Below are 11903 nucleotides of genomic sequence, written 5' to 3'. Positions count from 1 at the left end.
CGTCTCCTTTATTGCTGGTCCGAGTTGGCGCGGTCGACCTGCTGACGCAGCGCGCGCAGGTCGGCGTCCACCTGGTTGGCGGCAGCGGTCGACTTGGCCGAATCGGCCTTGCTCTGGGCCAGCTTGGCGTCGGCCTGGGCCTCCATCGCCAATTGGCGCGCGGTCTTGTAATCCTTGGCGGCCAGCGCCTGGTTGGCGCGCATCATCTTGTCGCGCGCCGACGTCAGTTCGACCGGCGCCAGCTCCGGCGCCCCGGACGAGACCGCGTTATCGACGGCATTGTGCGAGACCGCGACGGCCGCCGTGGCCGGGGTCTTTTCCGGGCTGGCGCAGGCGCTCAGGGCCAGCACTGCGGCGGCAGCGCCGAGGCGCGCCAACCAATTAATCGATTTCGTGTCCATCATGTTCTCCGGTCAAGTGCGGTGTTGGTAACGTTATAACCCTCCAGGCCGGCGAGATCAGTTCGGTGGCGCACATTGAGAGGCCGACACCCAGCAGTAAGGGGGCGCACGGTGCGACACCGCACATTGGTCGAGGGGACTTTACGTTAACCTGCTGTCAACCCATCTCCTGCCAGAAGGACGGCCATGACTACGACTCTAAAACCTCAGCCGCACGCGGCGACGCACATGAAGCGCCCGCTTAAGATTACCCTCTGGATCGTCGGTATCCTGGTGGCGATTCCCGTCATCGCCATCGTCATCCTGCTCACGTTCGACTGGAACCGCGCCAAGCCCTGGCTCAACGCCAAGGTCAGCGACGCCATCGACCGCCCGTTCGCGATCCGCGGGAACCTCGCCGTGCACTGGGAAGTGCCGGCCAAGAGCATCCCGAAGGGCGAACGCAGCTGGCGCGACTATATTCCGTGGCCGCACCTGTACGCCGACGACGTCCATGTCGGCAATCCGGCCGACCTGCCCCAGCGCGACATGGCCAGCGTGCGCCAGTTCTCGTTCTCGCTCGATCCGTTCGCCCTGCTCGGCCACCGCATCCACGTGCCGGTGCTGCGCTTCGACGGCCCGCAGGCCGAGCTGCTGCGCCTGGATGCCGAGCATTACAACTGGGCCTTCAAGCACGACGATAAAAAATCGAAGTGGAAGCTCGACCTCGAGCGCCTGGTGCTGACGCAGGGCGTGGTGCACGTCAAGGACGCGGTCACCAAGGCCGACGTCACCGCCAACATCAACACGCTGCAGAACGATCCGACCTACGGCCTGGCCTGGACCCTGAGCGGCAGCTACAACGGCAGCCCGGTCGGCGGCGGCGGCAAGACCGGCACCGTGCTGTCGCTGACCGAATCGGACATCCGGTTCCCGGTCCAGGCCGACGTGCACTCGGCCAACAGCCGCATCGCGGTCGAGGGCACCGTCACCAACCCGGCCCACCTGGCCGGCATCGACCTGCAGCTCAAGCTGGCCGGCCCGTCGATGGCGCGCCTGTACGCCTTCACCGGCGTGGTGCTGCCCGAGACCCCGGCCTACTCGACCGCGGGTCACCTGACCGGCAGCCTGGGCGAGAACAAGAGCCAGTGGAAGTACGAGAACTTCACCGGCAAGGTCGGTGAATCCGACATCGCGGGCGGCATGGAATTCACCACCGGCAAACCGCGCGACAAGCTGACCGGCAAGATCGTCTCGCACCAGCTGCGCTTTGCCGACCTCGGCCCGCTGGTCGGCGCCGACTCCAACGCCGAAAAGCGCGCAAGAGGCGTCGACACCGTGCAGCCGGAAGACAAGGCGCTGCCGGTCGAGAAGTTCCACACCGAGAAATGGAAGAAGCTGGACGCCGACGTGCGCTTCTCGGCCGACCGCATCGTCAAGGATGCCGGCCTGCCGCTGTCCAAGCTGCAGACCCACCTGGTGATGAACGACGGCGTGCTGTCGCTGCAGCCACTGAACTTCGTGCTGGCCGGCGGCCAGGTCAATTCCAACATCAAGCTCGACGGCAGTGGCAACGGCACCGGCAAGGACGCCATCAAGGCCACCCTCGACGCCACCGCGCGTCACGTGCAGATCAAGCAGCTGTTCCCGAAGATCCAGAAGATCCAGCAGGCCACGGTCGGCGAGCTCAACGCCGACGTCAAGCTGACCTCGACCGGCGATTCGGTCGCCGGCATGCTGGCCGGCGCCAACGGGGAGGTGAAGGGCCTGGTCAGCCAGGGCGTGGTCAGCAAGCTGCTGCTCGAGGAGGCCGGCCTGAACGTCGCCAACATCGTCGTCACCAAGCTGTTCGGCGACAAGGAAGTCAGGCTGAACTGCCTGGCCTCGGACCTGCAAGTGACCAACGGCACTGCGCAGACGCGCTACTTCGTGCTCGACACCGAGGAAGCGATCGTCGACGTCAATGGCTCGGTGAACCTGGCGTCCGAGCAAATGAACCTGCGCGTCAAGCCGGAGACCAAGGGCCTGCGCCTGTTCACGCTGCGTACGCCGTTCTACGTCAAGGGCACCTTCAAGAAGCCCGACCTGGCGCTCGACAAGAAGGTGCTGGCGATCAAGGGTGGCGCGGCGGCGGCGCTGGCCGTGGTCGCGGCGCCGGTGGCCGCTCTGCTCCCGCTGATCAACACCGGTCCGGGCGAGCAGAGCCCGTGCGCGAAACTGCTGGCCGACGCGCACGTCAAGCCGACCGCCCCGCCGCCGGGCAAGAGCGCGAAGCACTGATCCGCGCGCTCGAATGGATGAGTGCAGCAGTGTGAGTCGTCGCACAGACCGCCAAATCGTGCGCACGTAATCTGGAGCCAGTCTGAAGCACCGACAGGAACCGGAAATGAACACCAGCGCAAGCACGGCGGCGCTACTGGCGGCCCTGATGCTGAGCACGGCAACAGGATGCGCGAGCAGCGCCAGGAGCGCCGCCAACCCGGCGGCCGAACGGCCGGTTGCCGATGCCGCCGTCAGCACCGGGGTTCGCAGCGCGATCGCCGGCGAAGCGGTGCTGAAAGGCAGCGAGATCCAGGTCGACACCGTCAACGGTGTCGTCCAGCTGAGCGGCTATGTCAGCTCGGCGGACGACGTGGCAACCGCCGCTGCGGTTGCGCGTACAGTAACGGGCGTGAAATCGGTCAGGAATGACCTGCGCCTCAAATGAGTCATCAAGCAGCAAGCTATAAAACCCACCGTAAGGAGATCATCATGAAAACCATCAAATCCATCATCGTGACCGCATCGATCGCCACCGCCGCCCTGGGCCTGACCGGCTGCGCCGGCATGTCGACCCAGGACCGTAACACCGCCGTGGGCGCAGGCGTGGGCGCCGTGGCCGGCAGCGTGCTGACCGGCGGCAGCGCAGTCGGTGCAGTCGGCGGCGCAGCCGTGGGCGGCGTGATCGGCAACCAGGTCAAGAGCACCCACTGATCGCGATCGAGCGGCTCGCCGTCCGCGACGCGCCGTCCGCAACGAACTGAACCCCAAACGTTGGAGACCAACTTTTGGGGTTCAGTTTAGAAACGGGCGCCGGTATGGTCGCGCGAACGGCACCAGGCGCCGTCCGGCTTTCGCCGGCGGCGCTTTTTTATTGCTGTCGTCTTTTTATTGGCTGTCGTCGAGTCGCGCGCCCGCCCGCATGCACGCATGCACGCGCATCATGCGCGCGCGAGGGAGAACGATTCAGGCAAACGCCGGCGCCGCGAAGCTGGCCCCGGCTTCGCGCACGATCTGGTAGCAGGTGCAGGCGGTGGCGGCCAGGCCGACCGGGTCGAGGATCTCGATGTTGCCTCGGCTGTAGTTGATCAGCCCGTGCTGTTGCAGCGCGCTGGCCGCCTTGGTCACGCCGACGCGGCGTACGCCCAATGCGTGCGCCAGGAATTCGTGGGTGAGGTGAAACTTGTCGGACTGCAGGCGATCGCGCGTGACGAGCAGCGAACGCGCCAGGCGCGCCTCGAGCACGTGGTAGCGGCTGCACACGGCGATCTGGATGGCCTGGGCCAGCAGTGCGTCGGTGTAGCGGTACAGCACGCGCTGCAGCGAGGGATTGCGCGCGAATTCGGCGCGCAGCCGCTCGGCGTCGATGCGGCTGGCGCTGCCGGCGCGCTGCACGACGGCGCGCACCTGCGTCGTCTCGTGCCCGAGCGCGACCGTGGCGCCGAGCATGCCCTCGCGTCCGACCTGGCCGACCTCGAGCGTCATGCGGCCTTCGGCAACGGCCATCAGCGAGATCAGGCAGTCGTGCGGAAAATAGATATGGCGGATCGTGTCGCCAGGTTCGCACAGCACCGCGCCGGCCTCCACCTGGACCTGGTCGAGCGCCGGCAACATGCTCGCCAGCTCGCCAGGGGGGAGCGCGGCCAGCAGCAGGTTGGCGTTGTGCTCGGCGACCATCGGTGCAGCAGGATAATTCATCTGGCCCTCGCGCTTGACTTCTCGTTACTGACTATAGATTCACGTTAAAAATCAGGTATTTACATCACCCAGAGACTTTTACTGACAACTTTTGGTCAGCGTAGCTGCTGTGTACGAGGAAGTATGTACGGTGACGCACGGAACATGATGTTGTTGACAAGGACAATGCCAGTACCGAACTTATGGGGAAATAAAAGGCGCCCCACTCATCCAACAAGCAAGAAGAAAGGATTCGCCATGAACACACCGACCCCGATGAACGCCCGGCCGCGCCAGCATCCGCTGCTGCTGATCGCCGCGCTGGCCGTGATCCTGTTTTGCGCGGTTGGCATCGCCGCCGTCATGGGCTGGCTGCCGTCTTCGCACGGCAGCAACCGCAACGGCCTGAGCGACGCCGACCGCGCGACGCTGGCGGCCGGCATGCAGCCGGCGAACGCCCCGCAGGCTGCCGCCGCCCTGCCCGGCCAGCCGGTCTCGAACGCCGACCTGCCGGGCCAGCCCGCCCCGGCCTATGCCGCCAACGGCGCCGCCGCCGCGAACGGCGCCAGCCTGGCGCCGGCCAACGGCTACACGCCTCCGGTGGTCGCGCCTGCCGGCGTCCCTGCCGCTGCTGCGGCGGCCGCGCCGGCCGGCAGTGCGTATGGCTACAGCGGCAACCAGGGCTCGACCGGCTCCGGCGTCGCCTATGACAACGCGCCGTCCACCGCCTACGCATCGCCCCAGGCCGAACGCGACACCAACCCGCCGTCCACGCAAAAACCGGCCCGCCTGGCCGATACCGACAACGGCAGCCGCTGGTGTGCGAGCTGCGGCAACGTCGAATCGATCCGCGAGATCGTGACGCGCGCGCGCGGCAGCGGCGTCGGCGCGGGCGCCGGCGCCATCCTGGGCGGCCTGCTCGGCAACCAGATTGGCAGCGGCAACGGCCGTTCGCTGGCCACGGTGGCCGGCGCCGTCGGCGGCGCGGTGGTAGGCAACCAGGTCGAGGGCAATATGCACGCCAATCACAGCTATGAAATCCGGGTGCGCCTCGACGACGGCACCCTGCGTACCTTCCACCAGCACAGCGTGCCGCAATGGCGCGCGGGTGACCGCGTGCGCGTGGTCAAGGGGACGCTGCGCACCGCCTGAGTGCATCGGCGATTCGATGCAGACTAGATGAACCGGGGCTTTGACCCCGGTTTTTAATTTCTAAATCGCAACGTGCGTTAGCGCACGGACATACTGTCGCATGCAGGCAAGAATCGTCCGAACTCAACAGAAAGGAGCACACATGAACAGCCTTGCATGGATCGGCATCATCCTCTGGGGACTCGTGGTGACCGGCTTCGGTCTGGCGAACGCTGCGCCGCAGCCCGGCACCGACGTCGCGGCCCAGGACGTCATCTTCCTGATCAGCGGCGGCCTACTCACCTGCCTGATCGGCTGCACCGGGCTGATGGGCTTCATGGGTTGGGTCCCGGGATTGCGAAAAGAACAAAAATCCTTAGCGTAATGTACGGCATCGAACGGAGCGCAGCCATCAATACGTAGATACTGGATTCACGGCAAACAAAACGCCGTCACTAACAAAACGAGGACATTATCATGCTCTACACTATCGCTGTCATTCTCATCATCCTGTGGCTGCTCGGCCTGGTCACTTCCTACACCATCGGCGGCTTCATCCACGTCCTGCTGGTCGTTGCGATCATCATGATCCTGGTGCGCCTGATCAGTGGCCGCGGCATCTAGAATTCGAATCATAAGCAGCTGCGCATTAAAAGCTCGACGTCAAACTGAACGTCAAGTCGATCACTGCAATACCCTGAGCGGTCCGTTTCGTGGTCGCGCCCAATCGAGGGCGTGACGCCGAAACGGATTTTTTTTGCTCGTTCCTCCGTCCAAGAAGAGAGGCTTCGCGCCACCTGACGAGGAGGAAACCGCCATGACCAGAACACCGATCCCGATCCGCGCCATCCTGGCCGCCGTCTCCCTGGCCGCGGCCCTGGAGGGATGCGCCGACATGAACCAGACACAGCGTGGCACCGCCACCGGCGCCGGGGTCGGCGCCGGCCTGGGCGCGCTGCTCGGCGCCACCACCGGCAATGGCGGCGGCGGCCGCGCGGCCGGCGGCGCGCTGATCGGCGCGGCAGCCGGCGCCGTGGCCGGCAACGTCTGGTCGCGCCACATGGAACAGCAGCGCCAGCAGATGGAACAGACCACGCGCGGCACCGGCGTGCAGGTCTCGCAGACGGCCGACAACCGCCTCAAGCTCGACATCCCGAGCGACATCTCGTTCAACACCGGCAGCGCCGACATCCAGCCGGGCTTTCGCCAGATCCTGGACCGCTTCGCCGCCACGCTGCAGGACAATCCGGTCACCAGCGTGACCATCATCGGCCACACCGACAGCACCGGCGGCAACGCCATCAACGGGCCGCTCTCGCTGGACCGCGCCGCGCACACGCGCGACTACCTGACCGCGCGCGGCGTGGCGCCCGGGCGCATCGCGGTCGAGGGACGCGCGGCGCGCGAGCCGGTGGCGTCGAACGACACGCCGGACGGGCGTGCGCGCAACCGCCGGGTCGAGATCTTCGTCGGCGAGCCCGCGCGCCAGGGCTGAGCGCGCCGGTGTATGCTGGGGTGCCGCATCCAATGACGCTCCACAGGATCACCGATGGCTGACGACACCGTACGCATCATCCGCGAAGACATCATCTCGGAAAATTATTACCCCCTCAAGAAAGTCACGTACGAACAGACCGGCCCCGACGGCAAGGCGCAGACCCTGACCCGCGAAGTCTATGCCAACGCCGGCGGCGCCGCGGTGCTGCTGTACAATCGCCAGCACCGCTCGGTCGTGCTGACGCGCCAGTTCCGCATCGGCGCGCGCCTGGCCGGCCACGACGGCTTCCTGCTCGAAGCGGCGGCCGGCGTGCTCGACGACGATGCCGCGCCCGCCGAGCGCGCCCGCATCGAGGCCCATGAGGAAACCGGCTACGACGTCGAGCATATCGAGCCGGTGCTCGAACTGCTGGTCAGCCCGGGCGTGACGACCGAACGCCTGCACCTGTTCGTCGCCGAATACGACCGCGCACGGCGCAGCGGCGCCGGCGGCGGCCTGCATGAAGAAGGCGAATCGATCGAGGTCGTCGAGCTCGACTTCGACGACGCGCTGGCGATGATCGACACCGGCGCCATCCTCGACATCAAGACCGTGCTGCTGCTGCGCCACCTGGAACGCACCGTGCTCGGACGGCACGGCGAAGCGTCCTGACCCGACACCGATAAAACACACGAAGAACACAGGAGTACTACGCATGAACATCCGCACGACCCTCATTGCCCTGCTGGCCTCGAGCACCGCCCTCGCCCTGCCGGCCTTCGCCCAGGACATGAAACCGGGCCTGTGGGAGCAGACCAACAACGCCACCTATTCGGACGGCAAGGTGCAGGCCAACATGAGCGACATCCAGAAAATGATCGCCAACCTGTCGCCCGAGCAGCGCCAGCACGTGCAGCAGATGATGCAGCAGAACGGCGTGCAGATGGACCTGGCCAACGGCGCCATGAGCAGCAAGCTGTGCATCACGCGCGAAATGATCGAGCGCAAGCAGCTGCCGATCCAGGAAGGCGACTGCCGCACGCAGATGACGCCGGCCGGCGACAACCGGCTGCAGGTCAGCTTCACCTGTACGCGCCCGCACGCCAGCGGCGAAGGCGAGATGACGGTCGACAGCCCGACCACCTACCGCGCGCAGATGCGCATCCATAACCAGGACCAGCCGAACCAGGTCGTGAACATGGACGTGGCCGGCCGCTGGCTCGGCGCCGATTGCGGCAGCGTGCGTCCGGCGACGGCCGCCGGCGAGGTTGCGGCCGCCAAGCGCAAGAAGTAAGCCGCTCGGCCGCACGGGCGGCTGAGGTGGAGGTGGAGGCCAGCTACAGTTCGCACGGCTCGACCGATATTCGGGCCCGCCGGGTTACCGCACGCGCCGCTCAGTTCGGCACCGAACAATGCGTACGGCCCGGCCCGGGTACACTGGCTTTCATTATGCTCGACATTCTTGAACGCCTCGACCCCGACAGCGACCGTATCGACCTTCTGGCCGACCTGGTCGACAAGATCCGCCCGCGCCGCGTGCGCGACCACGCCTACGCGCGCGCGCAGGTGCGCACGCTCACGCAGCTGCTGCGCGGGAACCCGGCGCAGGCCTGGGCGCTGCGCCACTACCTGGTGCGCCTGCTCGAGACGCGCCGCCACACCAGCCTGTATTCCGACGTCGGCATCCTGTCCAACGACGGCTTTTTCACCGAACTCAAGCGCCGCATCGCCTACCGCATCCTGCCGCCGGCGCTGGACGAGCTGTACCTGTCCGACACGCTCGACCGCGTGCTGTGCCGCGAAGCCGACTACCAGTGGATCCGCGGCGTGCCCAACGCCGACTGGCTCGAGCTGTTCGACACCGTCGCCGACGCCCCGCCGCCCGACGATGCCGCCCCGGACCGCGCGCGCGAAGTCACCCTCGGCGGCCTGCTCGACGCGATCCGCACGCTGTCCTGCCGCGTCTGCGCGCTCGGCCTGGAGCCGCGCCTGATCCACGCCCACATGGAGATCGAGGAAGTCGACTCGCCCTTCCTGATGCAGAACATCGAGGCCAACAAATACCTCGACGAATACGGCCGCCTGCTGGTAGGCGAGGTGGAACGGGTCGAAGATGCCAAGCACCTGCTGGTGATGCTCGACCAGTGCGAGGACGTGGTCCTGAAGATCCGCCGCGGCGCCCTCAATTCCGGCACCAGCGTGGCGCTGACCTACCTGCTGGTCGCGCTCGGCCAGAGCATCGACCGCCTGAGGAAGCTGCTGTTCCTGGTCGACACCAGCGGCGAGCTGCCGTCCGCGCCCACGGTCGACGTCGAGGCGCTGGCGATGGAAGCCACCGCCCCGTCCGAGCCGCCGACCTCGCTGCGCCGCGCGGCCGCGCTCGACCTGGCCCAGGAGCTGATCGAAGCGCACAACACCAAGTACCAGGTGCGCGGCCTGGTGCGCGACAACATCAACCTGCTGGCGCGCAACGTCACCGAGAACGCCAGCCGCACCGGCGAACACTACATCGCCGAGGAGCGCAGCCAGATGGGCGCGATGTTCCGCTCCTCGGCCGGCGCCGGCATCATCATCGCCTGCATGGCGGTGATCAAGATCCTGCTGTCCTACCTGAAGAGCCCGCCGCTGATCGAAGCCCTGCTCTACAGCGTCAACTACGCCTTCGGCTTCATGCTGGTGCACGTGCTGCACTTCACCATCGCCACCAAGCAGCCGGCCATGACCGCCGCGCGCATCGCCGCCGGCCTGCACAGCAGCAACCGCAAGCAGGTCGACGTCGACAACATGGCGGCGCTGGTCAACAAGGTGTTCCGCACCCAGGTGGTGGCGGTGCTCGGCAACCTGATCACGGTGACCCCGATCGCCTGGGCGCTGGCGTTCGCCTGGCCCTACATCTTCGGCCATCCGCTGGTCAACCCGGTCAAGGCGCACCACCTGATCGAGGACAGCCATCCCTGGCATTCGCTGGCGCTGCTGCACGCGGCCATCGCCGGGGTCTGGCTGTTCGTGTCGGGCCTGGTGTCGGGCTACTACGACAACAAGGCGCTGTACACCCGCATGGCGCTGCGCGTCGGGCAGCTGCGCTGGCTGCGCCGCCTGATCGGCGCCGAGCGCCTGCCGCGCTTTGCCAACTACGTCGAGCACAACCTGGGCGGCCTCATGGGCAACCTGGTGTTCGGCGTGCTGATGGGCTGCACCGCCACGGTCGGCTTCCTGCTCGGCCTGCCGCTCGACATCCGCCACGTGACCTTCTCGTCGGCCAACTTCGCGATCGGCCTGGCCGGCCTGGACAACCAGATCGACCTCGGCACGGTCGGCATCACGGCGCTGGGCATCGCGCTGATCGGCCTGGTCAACCTGCTGGTCAGCTTCGGCCTGGCGCTGTGGGTGGCGCTGCGCGCCCGCAAGACCCGTTTCTACCACGGCATCCGCCTGCTGCGCGCCCTCGGCCGGCGCCTGCGCGTGGCGCCGCTCGACTTCTTCATCGGGCCGCGCGAAGCGGACGTTTCGCCCGAACCCGCCACCCACCGAGGTTTCAAATGACGATCGCCCGCTTCGCGCATGCCGCCCTACCGCGCTTCCTGCTGGCCCTGGGCCTCGGCCTGGCCCTGGCCTCGTGCAAGTCGCTGCCGAACGTCGACCCGGGGCCGCCGGTCAAGTCGACGCCGACGGTGTCGACCGCCAAGGGCGAGCTGGCGCCGCGCCAGGCCTCGGCGCTGGTAAACAAGCGCTGGGCCAATGCCAGCGCCGACCTGAAATCGCTGGCGGTGATGGAGGAGCAGGCGACGGGCGAGCCGCTCATCGCCGGCAACAAGGTGGTGCTGCTGTTCGACGGCCCGGCCACGATGCGCGCGATGATCAACGCGGCGAAAGCGGCTACCAGCTCGATCAACCTGGAAACCTACATCTTCGACCAGGACCCGATCGGCCTCGAGTTCGCCGACGTGCTGATCGACAAGCAGAAACAGGGCGTGCAGGTCAACGTGATGTACGACGCGGTCGGCGCGCTGGCGACGCCGGCGGCGTTTTTCGACCGCATGCGCGCGGCCGGCATCCACGTGCTCGCCTTCAACCCGGTCAACCCGGCCAAGGCGCGCGGCAACTGGGACCTGAACAACCGCAACCACCGCAAGCTGATGGTGGTCGACGGCCGTATCGCCTTCACCGGCGGCATCAACATCAGCAACACCTACGCCAACAGTTCGCTGTTCCGCCGCCGCCAGAAGGCCGCGGCCGTCGAGGAAAAGAAAGTCGGCTGGCGCGACACCCACGTCCAGATCGAAGGCCCGGCCGTGGCCCAGCTGCAGTATTCCTTCCTCGACCTGTGGGTCAAGCAGGAAGGCGGCGAACTGCCCAAGGCCCAGTACTTCCCGGCGCTGGCTCCGGCCGGCGACAAGATGATCCGCGTGCTGGCCGCCAGCCCGGACGGCGATTCCGACATCTACAAGGCGATGGTCACCGCGATCAGCGAGTCCAGGAAGTCGGTCCACATCACCTCGGCCTATTTCGTGCCGGACCAGCAGATCGTCGACGCGCTGGTGGCGGCCGCCAGGCGTGGCGTCGACGTGCGCCTGGTGCTGCCGGGCGTGTCCGACCATGGCTTGATCCGCTTCGCCGGCCAGGCCTTCTACGACCAGCTGCTCAAGGGCGGCGTGCACGTGTTCGAGCTGCAGGTCGCGGTGCTGCACGCCAAGACCGCGGTGATCGACAGCGCCTGGTCGACCATCGGCTCGGCCAACATCGACCGCCGCAGCTTCCTGCACAACTACGAACTGAACGTAGTCGTGCTCGACCCGCAGTTCGGCGCCGCGATGGAGAGCGCCTTCAACGAAGACCTGCGCGATTCGAAGGAAGTGACGCTGGACCGCTGGCAGCACCGGCCGCTGTCGGACCGGGTCAAGGAGTGGATGTCGCGGCTGGGCGAGTATTGGATTTGAGCAGCCGCCAACAGGCGATGCATGTTCGCTCATGAAGCCACC

The 11903-nt window shown here is 66.8% G+C and carries 13 protein-coding genes; 11 read left to right on the top strand and 2 right to left on the bottom strand.

Annotated features, from left to right (window positions below):
• Nucleotides 1-8 precede the first annotated feature (8 nt).
• Nucleotides 9-404, bottom strand: coding sequence for a DUF4398 domain-containing protein (locus tag FA90_RS02795; RefSeq protein ID WP_373994584.1), 396 nt, complete (start codon nt 402-404; stop codon nt 9-11).
• A 225-nt stretch (nt 405-629) separates the two neighbouring features.
• Between FA90_RS02795 and FA90_RS02790 the strand changes: the two genes are divergently transcribed.
• From FA90_RS02790 to FA90_RS02780, 3 genes are all read left to right on the top strand, one after another.
• Nucleotides 630-2660, top strand: a complete 2031-nt coding sequence (locus FA90_RS02790) for an AsmA family protein (protein WP_036165717.1) — start codon at nt 630-632, stop codon at nt 2658-2660.
• Between the two features lie 106 nt (nt 2661-2766).
• Nucleotides 2767-3087: a BON domain-containing protein gene (locus FA90_RS02785; protein WP_036165714.1), complete on the top strand. Its 321-nt coding sequence runs from the start codon at nt 2767-2769 to the stop codon at nt 3085-3087.
• Nucleotides 3088-3131: 44 nt separating this feature from the next.
• Nucleotides 3132-3353 carry a glycine zipper 2TM domain-containing protein gene (locus tag FA90_RS02780; protein WP_036165711.1) on the top strand — a complete coding sequence of 74 codons (222 nt, stop codon included), beginning with the start codon at nt 3132-3134 and terminating at the stop codon, nt 3351-3353.
• 252 nt (nt 3354-3605) lie between these two features.
• Here the strand turns inward: FA90_RS02780 and FA90_RS02775 are convergent, their stop codons facing one another.
• Entirely contained in the window at nt 3606-4337 is a 732-nt protein-coding gene (locus FA90_RS02775) for a Crp/Fnr family transcriptional regulator (protein WP_036165708.1), read from the bottom strand.
• A gap of 237 nt (nt 4338-4574) precedes the next feature.
• Between FA90_RS02775 and FA90_RS02770 the strand changes: the two genes are divergently transcribed.
• The 8 genes from FA90_RS02770 (at nt 4575) to cls (ending at nt 11861) form a co-directional block, all read left to right on the top strand.
• Nucleotides 4575-5468: a glycine zipper 2TM domain-containing protein gene (locus FA90_RS02770; RefSeq protein WP_036165705.1), complete on the top strand. Its 894-nt coding sequence runs from the start codon at nt 4575-4577 to the stop codon at nt 5466-5468.
• A gap of 142 nt (nt 5469-5610) precedes the next feature.
• Complete coding sequence (locus FA90_RS02765; protein WP_036165702.1) at nt 5611-5832, top strand: hypothetical protein; 222 nt, start codon at nt 5611-5613, stop codon at nt 5830-5832.
• A 92-nt stretch (nt 5833-5924) separates the two neighbouring features.
• Nucleotides 5925-6071 (top strand): lmo0937 family membrane protein, encoded by a 147-nt coding sequence (locus tag FA90_RS26150; protein WP_156116556.1) that lies wholly within the window; start codon nt 5925-5927, stop codon nt 6069-6071.
• 193 nt (nt 6072-6264) lie between these two features.
• Nucleotides 6265-6942: an OmpA family protein gene (locus tag FA90_RS02760; RefSeq protein ID WP_197065234.1), complete on the top strand. Its 678-nt coding sequence runs from the start codon at nt 6265-6267 to the stop codon at nt 6940-6942.
• 54 nt (nt 6943-6996) lie between these two features.
• Nucleotides 6997-7596: an NUDIX domain-containing protein gene (locus FA90_RS02755; protein WP_036165698.1), complete on the top strand. Its 600-nt coding sequence runs from the start codon at nt 6997-6999 to the stop codon at nt 7594-7596.
• Nucleotides 7597-7639: 43 nt separating this feature from the next.
• On the top strand, nt 7640-8218 hold the full coding sequence (locus FA90_RS02750) for a DUF3617 domain-containing protein (RefSeq protein WP_051971354.1): 579 nt from the start codon (nt 7640-7642) through the stop codon (nt 8216-8218).
• 155 nt (nt 8219-8373) lie between these two features.
• A complete protein-coding gene (locus FA90_RS02745; protein WP_036165695.1) occupies nt 8374-10467 on the top strand; it encodes a site-specific recombinase in 2094 nt (697 codons plus the stop codon).
• Nucleotides 10464-11861 carry a cardiolipin synthase gene (gene cls / locus FA90_RS02740; protein WP_081933595.1) on the top strand — a complete coding sequence of 466 codons (1398 nt, stop codon included), beginning with the start codon at nt 10464-10466 and terminating at the stop codon, nt 11859-11861. Before FA90_RS02745 ends, cls begins: the two co-directional genes overlap by 4 nt.
• Nucleotides 11862-11903 lie beyond the last annotated feature (42 nt).

The organism is Massilia sp. 9096 (assembly GCF_000745265.1).
Lineage (GTDB): Bacteria > Pseudomonadota > Gammaproteobacteria > Burkholderiales > Burkholderiaceae_D > Telluria.
Note: the sequence above shows the minus strand (reverse complement) of the source record. Positions and strands in the feature narration are given on the sequence as shown.

Coding starts and splice junctions, on each gene's coding strand:
- FA90_RS02795 (WP_373994584.1), bottom strand. CDS start 404: ATGATGGACACGAAATCGATTAATTGGTTGGCGCGCCTCGGCGCTGCC.
- FA90_RS02790 (WP_036165717.1), top strand. CDS start 630: ATGAAGCGCCCGCTTAAGATTACCCTCTGGATCGTCGGTATCCTGGTG.
- FA90_RS02785 (WP_036165714.1), top strand. CDS start 2,767: ATGAACACCAGCGCAAGCACGGCGGCGCTACTGGCGGCCCTGATGCTG.
- FA90_RS02780 (WP_036165711.1), top strand. CDS start 3,132: ATGAAAACCATCAAATCCATCATCGTGACCGCATCGATCGCCACCGCC.
- FA90_RS02775 (WP_036165708.1), bottom strand. CDS start 4,337: ATGAATTATCCTGCTGCACCGATGGTCGCCGAGCACAACGCCAACCTG.
- FA90_RS02770 (WP_036165705.1), top strand. CDS start 4,575: ATGAACACACCGACCCCGATGAACGCCCGGCCGCGCCAGCATCCGCTG.
- FA90_RS02765 (WP_036165702.1), top strand. CDS start 5,611: ATGAACAGCCTTGCATGGATCGGCATCATCCTCTGGGGACTCGTGGTG.
- FA90_RS26150 (WP_156116556.1), top strand. CDS start 5,925: ATGCTCTACACTATCGCTGTCATTCTCATCATCCTGTGGCTGCTCGGC.
- FA90_RS02760 (WP_197065234.1), top strand. CDS start 6,265: ATGACCAGAACACCGATCCCGATCCGCGCCATCCTGGCCGCCGTCTCC.
- FA90_RS02755 (WP_036165698.1), top strand. CDS start 6,997: ATGGCTGACGACACCGTACGCATCATCCGCGAAGACATCATCTCGGAA.
- FA90_RS02750 (WP_051971354.1), top strand. CDS start 7,640: ATGAACATCCGCACGACCCTCATTGCCCTGCTGGCCTCGAGCACCGCC.
- FA90_RS02745 (WP_036165695.1), top strand. CDS start 8,374: ATGCTCGACATTCTTGAACGCCTCGACCCCGACAGCGACCGTATCGAC.
- cls (WP_081933595.1), top strand. CDS start 10,464: ATGACGATCGCCCGCTTCGCGCATGCCGCCCTACCGCGCTTCCTGCTG.